Annotated in this window: 14 protein-coding genes and 1 pseudogene; 11 read left to right on the top strand and 4 right to left on the bottom strand. The window is 70.5% G+C overall.

The window, feature by feature from the left end; genetic code table 11:
• Nucleotides 1-67 precede the first annotated feature (67 nt).
• On the top strand, nt 68-460 hold the full coding sequence (locus OG266_RS42075; protein WP_371552138.1) for a MarR family winged helix-turn-helix transcriptional regulator: 393 nt from the start codon (nt 68-70) through the stop codon (nt 458-460).
• 23 nt (nt 461-483) lie between these two features.
• Here OG266_RS42075 and OG266_RS42070 read toward each other — a convergent pair whose 3' ends face one another.
• Nucleotides 484-1,332 carry a LysR family transcriptional regulator gene (locus OG266_RS42070; RefSeq protein WP_266469824.1) on the bottom strand — a complete coding sequence of 283 codons (849 nt, stop codon included), beginning with the start codon at nt 1,330-1,332 and terminating at the stop codon, nt 484-486.
• A gap of 372 nt (nt 1,333-1,704) precedes the next feature.
• Between OG266_RS42070 and OG266_RS42065 the strand changes: the two genes are divergently transcribed.
• From OG266_RS42065 to OG266_RS42025, 9 genes are all read left to right on the top strand, one after another.
• Complete coding sequence (locus OG266_RS42065) at nt 1,705-2,418, top strand: alpha/beta hydrolase (protein WP_371552137.1); 714 nt, start codon at nt 1,705-1,707, stop codon at nt 2,416-2,418.
• Nucleotides 2,415-3,263 carry a sulfurtransferase gene (locus OG266_RS42060; protein ID WP_371552136.1) on the top strand — a complete coding sequence of 283 codons (849 nt, stop codon included), beginning with the start codon at nt 2,415-2,417 and terminating at the stop codon, nt 3,261-3,263. The genes OG266_RS42065 and OG266_RS42060 overlap by 4 nt, the downstream gene beginning before the upstream one ends.
• Nucleotides 3,264-3,287: 24 nt before the next feature.
• Nucleotides 3,288-4,184 (top strand): ABC transporter permease, encoded by an 897-nt coding sequence (locus OG266_RS42055; protein ID WP_266469818.1) that lies wholly within the window; start codon nt 3,288-3,290, stop codon nt 4,182-4,184.
• Between the two features lie 2 nt (nt 4,185-4,186).
• On the top strand, nt 4,187-4,903 hold the full coding sequence (locus OG266_RS42050) for an ABC transporter ATP-binding protein (RefSeq protein WP_371552135.1): 717 nt from the start codon (nt 4,187-4,189) through the stop codon (nt 4,901-4,903).
• A complete protein-coding gene (locus OG266_RS42045; protein ID WP_371552134.1) occupies nt 4,900-5,871 on the top strand; it encodes an ABC transporter substrate-binding protein in 972 nt (323 codons plus the stop codon). Before OG266_RS42050 ends, OG266_RS42045 begins: the two co-directional genes overlap by 4 nt.
• Nucleotides 5,872-5,969: 98 nt before the next feature.
• Complete coding sequence (locus tag OG266_RS42040) at nt 5,970-7,070, top strand: LLM class flavin-dependent oxidoreductase (RefSeq protein ID WP_371552133.1); 1,101 nt, start codon at nt 5,970-5,972, stop codon at nt 7,068-7,070.
• Between the two features lie 15 nt (nt 7,071-7,085).
• Nucleotides 7,086-8,096, top strand: coding sequence for an ABC transporter substrate-binding protein (locus OG266_RS42035; protein WP_371552132.1), 1,011 nt, complete (start codon nt 7,086-7,088; stop codon nt 8,094-8,096).
• A complete protein-coding gene (locus OG266_RS42030; RefSeq protein ID WP_371552131.1) occupies nt 8,093-9,265 on the top strand; it encodes an acyl-CoA dehydrogenase family protein in 1,173 nt (390 codons plus the stop codon). The genes OG266_RS42035 and OG266_RS42030 overlap by 4 nt, the downstream gene beginning before the upstream one ends.
• Nucleotides 9,262-10,635: an FAD-binding oxidoreductase gene (locus OG266_RS42025; protein WP_371552130.1), complete on the top strand. Its 1,374-nt coding sequence runs from the start codon at nt 9,262-9,264 to the stop codon at nt 10,633-10,635. The genes OG266_RS42030 and OG266_RS42025 overlap by 4 nt, the downstream gene beginning before the upstream one ends.
• A 5-nt stretch (nt 10,636-10,640) precedes the next feature.
• Here OG266_RS42025 and OG266_RS42020 read toward each other — a convergent pair whose 3' ends face one another.
• Complete coding sequence (locus OG266_RS42020; RefSeq protein WP_266469805.1) at nt 10,641-11,054, bottom strand: SseB family protein; 414 nt, start codon at nt 11,052-11,054, stop codon at nt 10,641-10,643.
• 157 nt (nt 11,055-11,211) lie between these two features.
• Nucleotides 11,212-12,453: an acyl-CoA dehydrogenase family protein gene (locus tag OG266_RS42015; protein WP_371552129.1), complete on the bottom strand. Its 1,242-nt coding sequence runs from the start codon at nt 12,451-12,453 to the stop codon at nt 11,212-11,214.
• Nucleotides 12,454-12,716: 263 nt separating this feature from the next.
• On the opposite strand from OG266_RS42015, the pseudogene OG266_RS42010 reads away from it, so the two are divergent.
• A pseudogene (locus OG266_RS42010) lies at nt 12,717-13,500 on the top strand (cyclic nucleotide-binding domain-containing protein); the annotation flags it as partial.
• 123 nt (nt 13,501-13,623) lie between these two features.
• Here OG266_RS42010 and OG266_RS42005 read toward each other — a convergent pair.
• Nucleotides 13,624-16,584 (bottom strand): carbohydrate binding domain-containing protein, encoded by a 2,961-nt coding sequence (locus OG266_RS42005; protein ID WP_371552128.1) that lies wholly within the window; start codon nt 16,582-16,584, stop codon nt 13,624-13,626.
• Nucleotides 16,585-16,614 lie beyond the last annotated feature (30 nt).

Below are 16,614 nucleotides of genomic sequence, written 5' to 3'. Positions count from 1 at the left end.
GGCAACTGAATGCACCTGCACTAGTTGCACAATCAATGACTGGCCGGATCTCTGTTACCGTTGTGTTATGGCAGCGAAGACGCCCGACGTCCGGCTCGAGGACCAATGGCGGGACATCCTCTCGGTGCACGCGCGCACGATGTGCGAGATCGACCGCGCGCTGCACCCGTACGGTCTCGGCGCCAGCGACTTCGAGGTACTCGACGTCCTCGCCTCCGGCACGGCCGCGCAGCCCGGTGCACTCTGCCGTGTGCAGAACATCGCCGACCGGGTCCATCTGAGCCAGAGCGCCCTGTCCCGCCTCATCGGCCGGCTGGAGAAGGACGGCCTGGTGGAGCGCACCGTCTGCGTCGAGGACCGGCGCGGAGTATGGGTCGCGCTCACCGCGAAGGGACACGACCTGCACGCCGAGGTGCGCCCACTGCAACGCGCCGTCCTCGACCGCATGTTGAACGCGTAACACAGGTAGTCCCCCACCCCGCGTCACCGCAGAAGATCCCGCACCGCGTCGAACGCGGCCGTGACGGTCGCCGGGTCCGCGCCGGGGCGGGCCAGCGCGCTCATGGGGATCGGGGTGACCGGGGGCAGCCCGTCGTACGGGGTCAAGCCGTCCGGTGCGGGCCCGACCGCGGCGAGCAGGGCCACGCCCTGGCCGGTGCGGGCGATGTCGAGGACGCCCGCGAGATAGCCGGCGTCGCCGACCACCGTGGCCGCGACGCCGTGCGCGGCGAGAGTCGCGATGGCCCGGCGGCGGATCGCGCAGGGGTCCTCGATCGCGACCAGCGGGACGGGATCGGGCGTCCCGGGCGGCGTCCAGCCGGGCGTGGCGTGCCAGGTCAGCGGCAGTCCGCCGACCGGGGTGCCCTCGGTGGCGGCGGCCTCGGTGACGTACACCGCGACGTCCACGCTCCCCCGCTCCACGGCCTCGACGAGGCGTGCCGAGCGGTCGATACGGAAGCGCACCCGGCAGCCGGGCCGCACCGCCTGCACGGCGGCGGTGAGCCGGGGCAGGAACTGGTCGGCGGCATGCTCGGTCGAGCCGATGGTGACGGTGTCGCCGTCCACGTCGAGGAGGGCACGCACGGCTTCGTCGTGGACGGCGAGGATACGGCGGGCCTGCTCCACCAGCAGGCGTCCGTCGGGGGTGAACCGCATCCCGCGGCCCTCGCGCTCGACGACCGGGCGGCCCAGCGCCTTCTCCAGCCTGCGCACATGCTGGCTGACCGCGGACTGGCTGAGGGCGAGGGAGTGGGCCGCGCGATGGAAGCCGCCGCAGTCGGCTATCGCGGTCAGGCTGCGCAGGGCCACGATGTCGAGGACAGGTTGGGGCATGCGGTGACGGTAGCCCGATTCCGGCACCGATCTCGATTGCTGATCGATTTCGATGCGGAATCGTCGTTGGACGTATCCGGCCACGTCCGGTCATGATGAGTCCATGCTTCACGCCACCGCTTCCGCTGCCTTTCTGACGCAGCGCCGAGTCATCGACTTCGGCGTGGCGAGCAGCGCGCGTTGTCGCTGACCTGCTGAAGCACTTCGCCGACCGTCACTGACGAGTACGGCCCACCGAGCTTCCTTCCCGTTTCTCTCCCGAGTCGCGCCCTGTCGTACCTGACACGTGACAGCGGGACCTGAGACGCGCGCTCGCACCCCTGCATGTTCGCCCCCCACGCATGCCCAGCCGTCCAAGGGAGTCGCCCCCTCATGCCCGCATCCCCGCCCCCGTCCTCCTGGAACGAACCCGAAGGCCTCGCCGCCCGCGGCACGCTCATCGTGCTGGCCGGGCGCGGTGAGCACGGCGGCGTGTACGAGCGGTTCGGCCGCCGGCTCGCCTTCGACGCCTACCGCGTACGCGCCCTCGGTGATCCCACCACCGACCCCTCGGTGCCCGACCAGGCCGCCAAGCTTCTCGCCGACGAATCGCTGCCCGGCCCGAAGGTGCTGGTCGGTTCGGACAGCGGTGCCCGGTACGCCGCCCACCTGGCCGCCGAGCAGACGCCGGGGATCGACGCGCTGATCCTCGCCGGACTGCCCACCGGCCCCTGGGAGTCGGGCAGTTGGGAAGCCGAGTTCGAGGCGCGCACCGCCTGCCCCACCCACCAGGGCCGGCTCGCGAACGACCCGGAGTTCCGGCGCGGAGCCCTCGGCGCGACGGCCGCTCTGCCGGAGCTGCGTCTCGATCTCGTAGGCGTCCCGGTGCTGGCCCTGCACGGCACGGACGACAAGGTCAGCCCCCTCGACCAGGCGCTGAGCGCGTACGCCGGCCATCCCGGAGTATGGACCGTGACCTTCAACGGCGGCCGTCACGACGTACTCAACGACGCGCTGCACCGCACGGCCGCCGCCGCGGTCGTCCTCTTCCTGGAACGCCTGCGCCTCTCCCCCGAACTGCCCCTGATCGCCGAGGGCCTCGCATGACCGCCCGGGTGACGACGACGGTCGCCGAGCTCGACACTCTGCTGCGCTCCGCCGAACCGCCCGCGGTACTCGACGTCCGCTGGGCGCTCGGCGACCCGCACGGCCGCGACCACTTCGCGGCCGGGCACGTACCGGGTGCGGTGTACGTCGATCTGGACACCGAGTTGGCCGCGCCGCCGAGCCCGGAGGGCGGACGCCATCCGCTGCCGGATCTCGCGGATCTGCAGGCGGCGGCACGGCGGTGGGGTGTGCGGGACGGGCAACCGGTCGTCGTGTACGACGACTTGGGGAACACGGCTGCGGCCAGGGCGTGGTGGCTGCTGCGCTACGCCGGAGTGGCCGAAGTGACGCTCCTGGACGGGGCGTTGGGCGCCTGGCGGTCGGCCGGACTGCCGCTGGAGTCCGGCGCCCCCGCCGATCCGTCGCCGGGTGATGTCGTCCTGCGTCCCGACAGGCTCCAGACCGTCGATGTGGACGGGGCCGCCGATCTCGCCGCGACAGGACTGCTGTTGGACGCCCGCGCGGCCGAACGCTACCGCGGGGAGGTGGAACCGGTGGACCCGCGCGCGGGCCACATCCCGGGCGCGGTCTCCGCGCCGACCGGGGAGAACCTCGCGGCGGACGGCACCTTCCTGCCCGCCGAGGTGCTGCGCAAGAGGTTCGCGGACAAGGGCGCCGACGCGACCTCGCGCATCGGTGTCTACTGCGGCTCCGGCGTCACCGCCGCCCATCAGATCGCCGCACTCGCCATAGCCGGTTACGAGGCGACGCTCTTCCCCGGCTCCTGGTCCGCCTGGTCCGCCGATCCCGCACGCCCCGCCGCGACCGGCCCGTTGCCGTCCTGAGGCGACGCGAGAGGAACCCCCGCCATGACGACGAAACCCCTGGCCACGGCACCACCCGTACCGGCCGGCCCGACCCCCGACGCACCCTCCGCTCCGGCCCCGAAGACCACACCCCGGGTCACCATCCGAGGCACCGCCCGCACCGCCCGCCGCTTCACCGTCCCCCGCTCCGTACGCCGCGCCTCCGGCCCCGTCGGCCTCGTGCTCCTGTGGTTCCTGACCTCGGCCACGGGCGTCCTCCCCGAATCCGTCCTCGCCTCTCCCGTCGACGTACTGCGCCAGGCCGTCGACCTGACCAGGAACGGTGAACTGCCCAGCGCCATCGCCGCGTCGGGACGCCGGGCCGCCATCGGCTTCCTGATCGGCGCGACGATCGCGCTGAGCCTCTCCCTGCTGGCCGGTCTCTTCCGGCTCGGCGAGGACGTCATCGACTCGTCGATGGGCATGTTCCGGGCGATCCCGTGGGTCGGTCTGATCCCGCTGTTCATCGTCTGGTTCGGCATCGAGGAGACCCCGAAGATCGCGCTCGTCGCCCTCGGTGTCACCTACCCGCTGTACTTCAACATCTACGGCGGCATCCGCTCCACCGACGCCCAACTCGTCGAAGCGGCACGGATGATGGGGCTCGGCAGGCTGGGCCTGATCAAGTACGTGATCCTCCCGAGCGCGCTCCCGGGGGCACTCGTGGGCCTGCGGTACGCGCTCTCCACCGCCTGGCTCGCACTCGTCTTCGCCGAGCAGATCAACGCCGACGCGGGCCTCGGCTATCTGATGAGCAACGCCCAGCAGTACTTCCGCACGGACATCATCGTGCTCTGCCTCGCCGTGTACGCGCTGCTCGGTCTGGCCTGCGACTTCGCCGTACGGGTCCTCTCGCGCCGTCTGCTGACCTGGCGCGCCAACTTCGAGGGCGAGGCCTGATCATGACCAACAGCGTGGAAATACGGGGGCTTTCGCGGGCCTTCGACGGCAACACCGTCCTGCACGACCTCGACCTCGACATCCGCGAGGGCGAGTTCGTGGCCCTCCTCGGACACAGCGGCTGCGGCAAGTCGACGCTGCTGCGCATCCTCGCCGGGCTCGACGACGAGATCGGCGGCGAGGTGACCGTGCCCGCGCGGCGCAGCGCCGCGTTCCAGTCGCCCCGCCTGCTGCCCTGGCTGAAGGTGTGGCGCAATGTCGTCCTCGGGCTGCCCGGCCGCCCCGACCGCGCGCTGGCCAACAGGGCGCTGGACGAGGTCGGCATCGCGGAACGGGCCACCGTCTGGCCCAAGACCCTCTCCGGAGGTCAGGCGCAGCGCGTCTCACTCGCCCGCGCTCTGGTCCGCGAGCCCGAACTCCTGCTCCTGGACGAGCCGTTCGGCGCGCTCGACGCGCTGACCCGGGGCAAGGTGCAGCAGCTGGTCGGCGAGCTGTGGAAACGGCACGGCTGCGCGATTCTCCTGGTCACGCATGACGTGGAGGAGGCGCTGCTGCTCGCCGACCGGGTGCTGGTGATGGACGAGGGCCGCATCGCCCACGACCTCACCGTCGACCTGCCCCGCCCCCGGGATCTCACCTCTCCTGAGTTCGTCACCCTCCGCGCCCGCCTCCTCGGCTGGCTCGGCGTCACCCCCACCCTCGAAGGGACCCCCTCGTGATACGCAGACTCGCAGCCGCCGCATTGAGCCTGACCGCCCTGCTGGCGCTGACCGCCTGCGGCGCCGACTCATCGGCGGACACGGCCACCAGCCAGGACGAGGTCACCCTGACCATCGGCGACCAGGCGAAGACCCTCCAGACCATCTTCGCCGCCTCCGACGCGCTCAAGGGCGCGAAGTACAAGGTGAAGTGGGCCGAGTTCGAGGGCGCGGCCCCGCTCTACCAGGCCGTCCAGGCGAACGCCGCCGACACCACGTACTCCGCCGACCTGCCCGCCCTCCAGGCACTCAGCGGCGGCGTGAAGTTCAAGAACGTGGCGGCGCTCAAGAACGACGGCCATCACACCGCGCTCATCGTCCCCAAGGGCTCCGACGTGAAGAACGTCAAGGACCTGAAGGGCAAGACGGTCGTGGTGTCCTCGGCGAAGGGCAGCATCGCCGAGTACCTGCTGGCCAACGTGCTCCAGCAGAACGGGCTCAAGTACTCCGACGTGAAGGTGCAGTACCTGCTGCCGACCGACGCGCAGGCGGCCTTCGCCTCCGGGAAGATCCAGGTCTGGGCGACCTTCGGGGTCTACCAGGCCGTCGGCCTCCAGCAGGGCGGCCGGGTCCTCATCGACGGCGCCGACGGGCGCATCAGCGGGTACGGCTTCATCGGCGCCTCCGAGAAGGCCCTGGCGAGCCCGGCGAAGAAGACCGCGCTCGGCGACTTCCTCAAGCGGCTCGGCACGGCCCTGGAGTGGACGAGCACGCACCAGGACGCCTACGCGGACGCCATCGTGAAGCTCAACGGCGCCGACGCCTCGGTCGCCAAGACGCTCGCCTCGGCCGCGTACAGCAAGGTTCTGCCGATCACGTCCGAGGTGAACGGGACGGTCCAGGGCGTGGCCGACCTGATGAACGGCATCGGCGTGCTGGAACCGAACGTCGACGTGGCGAAGTCCGCCGACACGTCCGTCCTCAAGTGACCAGTGACCTTGGAAAGCAAGTCACCTGTGGCCGCACGTCGCCTTCACTCGCCCGTTGCCTGTGACTGCAAGCCGCCTTTGAAAGCCAGGAGTTCACCATGCCCGTAGAGTTCATCAGCGCCGTCCACACCGACTCGGGAGCGAACGGCCCCGCCGCCGGCGCGCGCACCGGCTTCGACCCCGACTACGTACGCCGTTACGCCCGCGCCCTGGACGACGGCGGCTTCGACCACACGCTGGTCGCCTACCACTCGGCCTCGGCGGACGCCCTCCAGCTGGCCCAGTTCGTCGCCACGCACACCGAGCGCATCCGGCCGGTCCTGGCGCACCGGCCCGGCGTCATCTTCCCCACCCACGCGGCCCGCGCCTTCGCCACGCTGGACCGGATCAGCAACGGCCGGCTGTCGGTACACATCATCTCCGGCGGCAGTGACGAGGAGCAGCACCGGGAGGGCGACTACCTCAACAAGGCCGAGCGGTACGAGCGTTCGGACGAGTACATCCAGATCCTGCGGAAGGTGTGGACGGCGGACGGGCCGGTCTCGCACGAGGGCAAGCACTACAGGTTCGAGGGATTCCACTCCGACGTACGGCCGGTGAACGGGCTCGTCCCGATCTCGGTGGGCGGCTCCTCGCAGGACGCCTACCGGGTGGGCGGGCAGCAGGGTGACATCTTCGGGCTGTGGGGCGAGCCGTTGAAGGAGACGGCGGAGCAGATCGCCGCCGTGAACGCGGTCGCGGACGCCGCCGGGCGCCCCCACCCCCGTATCTGGGTGTCGTTCCGCCCGATCATCGCGCCCACCGACGAGCTGGCCTGGGAGAAGGCGCACCGCACACTCGGCGTGCTCAAGGAGCAGGCCTCGGGCACGGAGCTGCTGCGCCACTACAAGACGAGCGGGCGCCCGGCCAACGTCGGCTCGCAGCGGCTCCTCGACATCGCCGAACGCGGCGAGGTCCACGACCGCTGCCTGTGGACGGCCCCGGCCGTGGCGACGAACGCCGCGGGCGCCTCGACCGCACTGGTCGGCTCCCCCGAGACCGTTGCCCAGGCGCTGCTCGACTACGTCGACATCGGCTGCGACCTGCTGTCGATCCGGGGCTACGACCCGCTCAACGACGCGATCGACTACGCCCGTTACGTCCTCCCGCTGGTCCGGCAGGAACTCGCCCACCGCGCCGCCACCTCCCAGGCCGCCTGAACCCATGGAGCTTCCGTGTTCGCTCGCACCCCCAAGCGCGTCCTGCGCACGACCGCCGCCGCGCTGCTCCTCGCGCTGACCGCCGCCTGCGGAACCCAGGCGCAGGCCGAGTCGTCGTCCGACGTTTCCACGGTCACCCTGCGCGTCGGCGCCACCGGCTGGAAGAACGAGGAGGCGATCCTCAAGTTCGCCCACCTCGACGACACCCCGTACAAGGTCAAGTGGAGCCTCTTCCAGGGCGGTGACCAGCAGCTCCAGGCCATCCGGGCCGGAGCGCTCGACCTCGCCTCCTCCAGCGAGATCCCGCCGGTCTTCGCGGCGGCGGACGGCAGACCCAACTTCAAGGTGGTCGCCGTACAGCGCGGTTCGACACTCAATCAGGAGGTCGTCGTCCCCAAGGGCTCCGAGGTGACCGACATCGCGGGCCTGAAGGGCAAGAAGGTCGGCTACGTCCAGAACACCACCGCGCACTACTTCCTGTACGAGCTGCTGAAGCAGGCCGGCCTCAAGTGGTCCGACATCGACGCCAAGCCCCTCCTGCCCAACGACGGGCTCGCGGCTCTGAACGGCGGCGGCATCGACGCCTTCGCCTCCTACGGCACCTCGATCATCACCGCCCACCAGCAGGGCGCCACCACAGTCGGCTCGGGCAAGGACATCCTGTCCGGCAACTTCCTCTGGTCGGCGCGCGACAGCGTCCTGGACAACTCCGCCCAGAGCGCCGCCGCGGCCGATCTCATCGCCCGGATCACCCAGGCGTACGCGTACGTCCGTGACGGGCGCGAGACCGAATACGCCAAGGTGATCGCGGACGCCACCCACCAGCCCGAGGCCCAGGCGGAGAGCGACTTCCGCGCCCAGCAGGCGCAGCGCCCGACGCAGGCCAGGACGGTCGGCGACGACACGATCGCCTCCCAGCAGAAGGTGGCGGACGTCTTCACCGAACTGGGCGCCCTGAAGTCGCACTTGGACGTCGAGTCCTTCTGGTCCACCGAGCTGAACTCCGACCTGAAGAAGGCCCTGTGACCTCGCGGGTGACGGCACGGCTAGCCGAACTGGCCCCGGAATACGACCAGTCGGCCGCCTTCCCGGCCGAGTCCCTCCAGGCCGTCCACGAAGCCGGACTGCTCACCGCCACCGTCGGCGAACGCTACGGCGGCCAGGGCGGCAAGGTCGCCGAGACCGCGCGCATCCTGCACACCCTCGGCCAGGGCGACCCCTCCGTCGCCCTGATCACGGCGATGACCCTCAACACCCACGCCCGCCAAACCGTCCAGCCGCACTGGCCCGACGAGCTGTACGCGCGCGTACTCAAAGAGTCCGAGGAGCGGCCCGTTCTCATCAACCACGCGCGCGTGGAGCCCGATCTGGGCTCCCCCGCGCGGGGCGGACTGCCCGCCACCCTCGCGCGCCGCACCGCCGACGGCTGGTCGGTCAGCGGCACCAAACGGTTCGTGACGGGGGCGGACGGCCTCGACTGGTTCCTGGTGTGGGCCACGACGGACGAACCCGAGCCCCGCGTGGGCACCTTCCTGGTCCCCGGCGGCTCCCCCGGCATCGAAATCAGCGGCCGCTGGGACCAGTTGGGGCTGCGGGCCAGCGGCAGCCACGACGTGACCTTCCACGAGGTGGAGATCCCGCACGAGCATGTCGTGGGCCTCGGCCCGCACGGCCCCGCCTCCGAGCAGGACAACCGGGCGGGAGCGGCGCTCCATCTCCCGCTGGCCGCCCTCTACTTGGGCGTCGCCCGGGCGGCGCAGGCCTTCTTCCACACCTTCGCGCACACACGGGTGCCCGCCAACCTCGGTCATCCGGTGGCCCGTACGGAACGCTTCCGGCGGACGGCCGGGGAGATCGAGGTGCTGCTCGCCGGCGCCGAGCAGCTGGTGTTCGGCGGTGCCGACCGGGTCGACGCGGGTGATTCCTCGTACACCCCGGAACAGGCACTCGGCGCGCGCGTGCTGGCCGACCGGCACGGCGTACGGGCCGTGGAGCTGGCCGTGCGGCTGCTCGGCAATCCGGGCCTGGCCCGTGGCAACCCCCTGGAACGGCACTTCCGCGACATCCAGTGCGCGCCCGTGCACGCGCCTCAGGAGGACATCTCCCTGCTCGCGATCGGAACGAAGGCGTTGAGCAGGGCGACGGAATCCAAGGCAGCGACGGAACCCGACGAAACGAAGGCACCGAACCCGTGACAGCACCAGCGACCACCACGTCGGCCCAGCTCCTTGGCCTGCTCGCCCGTGATCTGGCCCCCGACCGGCTGACCACCGACCCGGCCACGCTGACCGCGCACGCCACCGACCGCTCCGGCACGCGTCCCGACGGCAGCCCGCTCGCCGTGGTCCATGCCCGGCGGACCGAGGACGTGACGGTCACCCTCCGGCACGCGCACGCGCTGCGCGTGCCGGTGGTTCCGCGCGGTGCGGGCACCGGGCTGTCGGGCGGGGCGACGGCAGGCGAGGGCGCGCTCGTCCTCGATCTGTCCGGGATGAACCGCATCCTCGAACTGTCGCCGGACGACCAGCTCGCCGTCGTCGAACCCGGTGTGATCACGGCCGAGTTGGACCGGGCGGCCGGCGCCCACGCCCTGCGCTACGCGCCCGATCCGGCGAGCGCGGCCATCTCCACGATCGGCGGGAACATCGCGACCAACGCGGGAGGTCTGCGCTGCGCCAAGTACGGCGTCACGCGGGACAGCGTGCTCGGTCTTGAGGCGGTGCTCGCGGACGGCACCGTCGTGCGCACCGGCCGCCGTACGGTCAAGGGCGTCACCGGCTACGACCTCACGGCGCTGCTCACCGGCTCCGAGGGCACCCTCGCGGTGATCACGTCGGCGACGCTGCGGCTGCGCCCCGTCCCGGTGGCGACGGCCACGCTCGCCGCGTACTTCGCCTCCTTCGAGGAGGCAGCCGAGGCCTCGTACGCGATCGGGCGGGCCGGAGTCGAGCCCGCGCTTGCGGAACTGGTCGACGGGCCGGTGCTGGGCGCCATCGACCCGGCGCTGCGGGAGCGCGGCGCCGCCCTGCTGCTGGTGCAGTGCGACGGCGCGGGAGCGGCGATCGAGGCGGCGACCGTCGCCCGGCTCCTGTCACCGCTGGCGACGACGGTCGAGACGACGACGGACCCGGCCGAGGCCGACGCGCTGCTGGCCGCCCGCCGTCTCGCGCTGCCGGCGCTGGAGCGCCTGGGCCGTCCGCTGATCGAGGACATCGCGGTACCCCGCTCCCGCCTCGCGGAGGCGGCCCGTGAGATCCGCGCCATCTCCGCACGCCATGACGTGCCCGTATTCACGATCGCGCACGCCGCCGACGGGAACCTCCACCCGATCATCGTGGTGGACCCGTCGCTGCCCGTCCTCCCGGACGCCGCCTGGGAGGCGGCAGGAGAGATCTTCGCGCTGGCCCTGCGCCTCGGCGGCACCCTGACGGGCGAGCACGGAGTGGGGGTCCTGAAGCGGCAGTGGGTGGCGGACGAGCTCGGGCCCGCGGCCCACGCACTGCAGCGGCGTCTCAAGGACGCCTTCGACCCGCGCGGGATCCTCAATCCCGGCAAGAGTCTCTAGGCGCCCTACCCCAGCGGCCTGGCCAGCAGGGTGCGTACGCCCTCCGAGGTGAGGGTCAGACCGTGTGCCGAACTGGCGTCGATCGAGAGCGCCAGGTCACTGGCCGGCCACTGGGAGGCCAGCGCGCCCAGCGGCACCATGCGGTAGCGGGAGACGGACGGGAGCAGCTCTGCCATCTCCAGCTCCGAGGTGAAGACCGGCACGACCTGCTCACCGCCGGGCGCCTCCAGGACGGGCAGCGCCACGGCCGAGGGGTCGGCCACGTCCTCCTCGCTGACGTCGTCCGGCACGGGGACCAGCACGTCGCTGCCGGCGAGGGTGGCCAGGGCCTCGGCGTCCTCGGTGTTCACGGCGAGCGTGTCCAACGCTTCCTGGGCGGGTGTCGCGGGCGCGGTGTGGTTGTTCGAGGGGGTGTCCATGGCAAATCCCGGGGTAGTACGGACGGGCCGCCCGGGACGGGGACCGCCCCGGGCACACCCTCGTCGCGTACCCATCCGGGGCGGAGGCAACCCTCGTGCTTTCCATCAGGGAATTCGCTCAGCGGCTTCCCTCGGCGGCTTCGCTCGACGTCTTCACTCAGGGCAGCAGCGGGATGTCGTCCGAGGGCAGGCCGAGGCGGTCGCGGCCGACCCGCCGGTACAGCGGCTCGGCCATGGTGGGCCCGACATGCGTCCAGCACGTGGCCGCGTCCCGGAAGTACCGCTGCATCCGCTCGCCGTCGCGGGCGTACCGGGAACCAGCCGTGCGGAAGAGGATGCCCTGCAGTACGTCCCACGCCATCCGCCCGGCGGTGAGGAAGACGAGCGCGAGCCGGTTGTCCTCGGCGCTGGTGAACGGGGCCTCGCCCGAGACATTGCGGCGGCAGACCTCCATCCAGTCCTCCGCGTTGCGCAGCAGCGCCGCCTCGGCCGTGTGGATCGCGCCCAGCGCTTCTCCCAAATGCCGTTGGTAGTCGTGGAGTTCGGAGCGCGTACGGGTGGGGTCCGCGATCAGCGGGCGTTCGGCGATGATCCGGGCGTACTCGTCGGCGGCCGCGTACGCGGTGCCGATCATGATGGCGGCCAGCTCACCGTGGTAGAAGCTCGGCGAGCGCCCCGCGTACATGGCGTTGCCGTGCAGTTTCGAGCCGGGGGTACCGCCCTCGACGGGCAGGTCGAGCAGGCTCATCTCCCGGGTGAAGTACGTGGGGACGCGACCCTCGTCGATGCGGATGCTGTTGGATCCGCTGCCGCGCAGGCCGAGAGCGCCGTGCCAGTCGTCGACCACCGTCCAGATCGCGCGCGGCGCGAGGAACAGGACGAAGGGTCCTGGCGGGTCGCCTGGTTTCTCCGGTGCGCGCAGGGTCTGGCCGAGGTAGTGCGTGGAGTAGGGCGCGCCGGACGAGTACGGCCAGGTCCCGTCGAGTACGACGTGACCGTCGCCGTCGGGCCGGGCGACGCCGATCGGCACGACCGTGGACGCGGCCCGGAACTCGCCGTCGTCGCCGAAGATCTCGTCCTGCGCCTTCTCGTCGAAGAGGCCGGCGACCTGGAGGACGTGGGCGGCGGTGAGCGACAGGGCCCAGCCGGTGGAGGGGCAGCCGCGCGCGGTCTCGGTCACCACGCGGTAGAAGGTCGGCAGACCGAACTCGTAGCCGCCGTACCGGCGCGGTTGCAGCACCCGGTAGAAGCCGGCCCGCAGGAAGTCGTCGTGGGTGTCCTTGGGGTAGTGCGTCAACCGCTCGGTCTCCGGCTGGCGTTCGAGCAGTGCGGGTCGTAACTCCACGGCGCGCTCGATCAGTTCACGTTCGGTGAGCGCGGGTTCGGGAACGGCGATCACGGTGCCTCCTAGTGGGCGAGTCCGTCAGCGCGCGGCGGTACTGGCGATTGAACACGGCGAGGGGCGCCCGGGTACCGACCGGATACCGCCAACCAGGCGCATCCGAGTGAATCGGCGGTGGTGCGGAGGCACTTCGTGGCGGGACGTGCTTCGCACGCCGTCCGAAGGCGTCATTCGTCGCGGCCGATCACGGGTAGCTGTAGGCGCGGAGCGTGACAGTCCGGATGCGTTCTGTCACCCACGCAACAGGAGAGAAGGAACCCATGTCGGTCGAGAGCGATACGGCGCCCGCGGAGGGCGCCGAGGAGCGGGAGCAACAGAGCCTCGGAACCGCCGCGGCACGGAACCTGACGACGACGACCAAGTCCGAGCCCCAGATGCAGGGCATCAGCTCACGGTGGCTGACGCGCATGCTGCCGTGGGTGGACGTGCCGGGCGGCACGTACCGCGTGAACCGTCGGCTGTCGTACACGGTCGGCGACGGGCGGGTGACGTTCGTGAAGACCGGCGCGCGGGTCAGGATCATCCCCGCGGAACTCGCCGAACTTCCGCTGCTGCGCGGGTTCTCGGACGGCGACACGCTGGGCGTGCTGGCGGAGCAGTTCGTACAGCGCGAGTACGAGCCCGGCCAGCTCGTGGTGGAGGCCGGCGGCCCGGCCGACCATGGCTTCCTCATCGTGCACGGCAAGGTGGAGCAGGTCGGCGCGGGACCCTACGGGGACGAGACGATCACCGGTCTGCTGGCCGACGGTGACACGTTCGGCGGTGAGGTCCTCGCCGGCGCGGACGGCACCTGGGACTTCACGGCGCGCGGCGACGGCCCCCACGGTCCTGGCGCTGCCGCACGCGGCGTACCGGGCGGTGGCGGAGCGGTACGAGGGGCTGCGGGCGCATGTCGAGAGGATCGGCTCCGACGGACACCGGCCGAGCAACCGGTCGGGCGAGGCCGACATCGCGCTCAGCTCGGGGCATGTGGGCGAGGCGGAGCTCCCTGGCACGTTCGTGGACTACGAACCGGGGCCGCGCGAGTACGAGTCGGAGGTGGCCACGGGATCGAGGAGGCGTTCCTGACCGCGTACAAGGAAGGAAGCTTCCACTATCTGGTGATCGCGGCGGAACGCATCTGACGGGGCGTGGGGCCCGGACCTTTCAAGTCCGGGCCCCACACGGCTACTTGAGGTACGGCCCGTCGCTCCCGATCTTCCCGGGACCGTTCAGCACGTACACCCGGAGGTTGCCCTTGCCGGGAGCCGTGACGGACAGCGTGCCGTTCGAGACGGTCTTCACATCACCGGTGACGGCGTCCGTGTAGGTGCCGTTCGGGATGCCGGTGTACGTCGCGGCGCCGGTGACCGTGACGAGCGCGAAGCTGTCCGTCGAGCCGCTGGTGTAGCGGCGCTTGAAGGCCATCGAGCCGCTGATGCCGTCGGTGGAGTACTGGCCCATCTGCAGGGCGGGGATCGCCCGGCGGATCTGGTTGAGCCGCTGGATGTGCTTGACCAGTGGCTGGGCCAGCGTCGTGGCGACCTGGCCGCTCGCCGTGTCGGCCTTGCCGAACTCGGAGGCCGTGACGCTTCCGGCGAGCTGGTCGCCGTAGTAGGCGCGGCCGGTGGACGCCAGTGGGCAGGTCGGACCGCAGTCGATCTGCTTGCCGGCCTGGAACTCGGTCTCCGAGCCGTAGTAGAGGGTCGGGATACCGCGGAAGGTCCACATCAGCGCCATGTTCTCGGCCCACGCCTCGGTGCCGCCGCTGTAGCGTGTGCTCGACTTGTTGGGGCCGTAGTCGTGGCTGTCGACGTAGACGACGTTGTACGTGGCGTCGTTGACGGAGTCGTCGGAGTCCTTGCCGTTGTTGTAGGCGTTCTGCGCGTCACCGAAGTTCATGTGCATACGCATGTCGATGATGTTCATTCCGGAGAACTGGCTGCGGTCCGGCGTGTGGTAACTGTTGCCGCTCAGGAAGGCGTTGGTGGACGTCGGCTGATTGCCCGTGCCGAGGTTGTTCTCGTAGGTGAACTGCTCGATGGCCGCGGTCTCGTCGTCGGCGCTGTACTCCTTGCGTTCCTTCCAGGTGTAGAACTGCGCGGAGTGGTTGACCGAGCCGCGGTTCCACTTGTCGTTGACGAAGGCGGTGACCTCGCCGAAGACGAAGAAGTTCTGCGCGGCGGTCGTACCGAACTTCTGGGTCACGCGGTCGTAGATGGCGGGCAGGAAACGGCGGTTCCAGGTGACGCGCGGGATGTGTACGGCGGTGTCGACGCGGAAGCCGTCGACGCCCATGTCGATGTACTTGTCGTAGGCGCCGATCAAGTAGTTCTGGACGGCGGTGTTCTCGGTGTTGAAGTCGGCCAGGTCCTCGTGCAGCCAGCAGGAGCGCGCGTCCTCGCCCTCCCAGTTCCCGATCCAGCACTGGTGGTAGTACGCCTTCGGGAACATGCCGGAAGTGGGGCTGGGCCACTGGCAGTTGTAGAGCGTGTAGCCCTCGGAGCTCTTGCCGCCGGTCGCCTTGCCCCAGTTGACGCAGGTGTTCCCAGAAGGCTCGGCGGTCGACCACAGGTCGCCGTTGTAGTACGACTTCCCGGACTTGGGATCGACCGTCAGGCCGTCGTACTCGAAGCCCTCGTTCTTCTCGTCGTAGTACCAGCTCCACTCCGAGTCGCGGACGCCGTAGACGGTCGGGGTGAACAGGCCCTTGGCTCCCCAGCGGGAGCTGTGGTTGTAGACCACGTCCTGGTAGATCTTCATGCCCTTGGCGTGCGCCGCGTTGATCAGGTCCTGGTAGGAGGCGCCGGCGGACTCCAGACGCGGGTCGACCTTGTAGAAGTCGTAGCCGTGATAGCCGTGGTAGTCGTAGTCCGAGCGGTTGAGGACGACCGGTGTGACCCAGACCGCCGAGAAGCCGAGCGCCTTGATGTAGTCGAGCTTGTCGACCAGGCCCTTGAAGTCGCCGCGGAACATGGGGTCGTTGTTGGCCGCGTTCCCGGACTTGACGTGCTGGCTGCCGCCGCGGTTGTTGGAGCTGTCGCCGTCGTAGAAGCGGGCGGTGAGGACGAAGTAGATCGGGTCCTTGCGCGGGTCGGTGCCCAGCGGGGTGCCGGAGGCCGGTTCGGGTGCCTCCTCGCCGGTCGTCGCGGTGGCCGCGGCGGAGGCGGGCGAGGTGTTGTCGGCCGCGTCGACGGCCTTCACCGTGTACGTGTAGCCGGTCAGCTCCTCAAGTCCCGTGTCGGAGTACACCGTTGAGCCCACGTCGGTGACGACCGTGCCCTTGGTGCCGCCCGTGCGCGTGATCTGATACTTCGTCACCGCTGTGTTGTCGGTGGACGCCTCCCAGGAGATCACGATCGAGGTGTTGGTGGCGCTCGCGGTGACATTGGTCGGGGCGGTCGGTGCCTCGGTGTCCGGTTCCTCGGCGGCGCACGGGTCCTCGGCGTCCGTGGTGATCGTTCTGTCCTGCACGGTCGTGGTGCCGGTGGGGAGGGTGTAGTCGGCGCTGTTGTTGTTGTCCCAGACGCCGTTGCCGTTGTTGAAGGCGGCTTTCAGCGAGGTCGCGGTCCCGATGTCGAGGGTCTTTTTCCACCAGCCCGTGCAGGCCGTCTCCATGCCGACGCCGGGGACCGTCGTCCAGGAGCCGCCGGTGGGCGCGTAGTGGATGTTGGCGGTGGTCCAGCCGGAGGTGGCCGTCGAGTAGTAGACGGTCGCCTCGTTGCCCTCGACCGGATCGGTGCCGGCGCACGGGTCGCTGTGGGCGATCACGCCGTCCTTGACGGTGATGTCGCCGGTGCCCAGCGCATAGTTGGCGCCGCCGTTGTTGTCCCAGGTGCCGTTGCCGTTGTTGAAGGTGGCCTGCAGACCGGCGGCCGAGCCGAGGTCGACGGTCTCCTTCACCCAGTCCGTGCAGGCCGCCTCCATCTGCACGCCCGGCACGGTGGTCCAGGAGCCGCCGTCCGGTGCGTAGTGGAGATAGGTGGCCGGCCAGTTCTTGGTCTTCGTGTAGTAGAAGACGGTCGCGGTGTTCGTCGCCTCGGCTGCCGTCCTGCCCATGGGCGGGGAGCCGACGTCCGGCGGGATCCCTCCGACCAGCAGGGTCGCCGCCGCGAGCGCCACGATCGGGAACGGGGACGTGCGTCTCATGAGCGACTCCAATGCGGCCCGGCGGGTGGG

The sequence above is a fragment of the Streptomyces sp. NBC_00554 genome (assembly GCF_041431135.1).
GTDB lineage: Bacteria > Actinomycetota > Actinomycetes > Streptomycetales > Streptomycetaceae > Streptomyces.
This window is presented reverse-complemented; position numbering and strand designations above follow the sequence as displayed.

What these genes read in the sequence shown, in the direction of transcription:
- OG266_RS42040 (WP_371552133.1), top strand. Translation starts at nt 5,970, where the DNA reads ATGCCCGTAGAGTTCATCAGCGCCGTCCACACCGACTCGGGAGCGAAC.
- OG266_RS42060 (WP_371552136.1), top strand. Translation starts at nt 2,415, where the DNA reads ATGACCGCCCGGGTGACGACGACGGTCGCCGAGCTCGACACTCTGCTG.
- OG266_RS42050 (WP_371552135.1), top strand. Translation starts at nt 4,187, where the DNA reads ATGACCAACAGCGTGGAAATACGGGGGCTTTCGCGGGCCTTCGACGGC.
- OG266_RS42055 (WP_266469818.1), top strand. Translation starts at nt 3,288, where the DNA reads ATGACGACGAAACCCCTGGCCACGGCACCACCCGTACCGGCCGGCCCG.
- OG266_RS42020 (WP_266469805.1), bottom strand. Translation starts at nt 11,054, where the DNA reads ATGGACACCCCCTCGAACAACCACACCGCGCCCGCGACACCCGCCCAG.
- OG266_RS42065 (WP_371552137.1), top strand. Translation starts at nt 1,705, where the DNA reads ATGCCCGCATCCCCGCCCCCGTCCTCCTGGAACGAACCCGAAGGCCTC.
- OG266_RS42075 (WP_371552138.1), top strand. Translation starts at nt 68, where the DNA reads ATGGCAGCGAAGACGCCCGACGTCCGGCTCGAGGACCAATGGCGGGAC.
- OG266_RS42005 (WP_371552128.1), bottom strand. Translation starts at nt 16,584, where the DNA reads ATGAGACGCACGTCCCCGTTCCCGATCGTGGCGCTCGCGGCGGCGACC.
- OG266_RS42070 (WP_266469824.1), bottom strand. Translation starts at nt 1,332, where the DNA reads ATGCCCCAACCTGTCCTCGACATCGTGGCCCTGCGCAGCCTGACCGCG.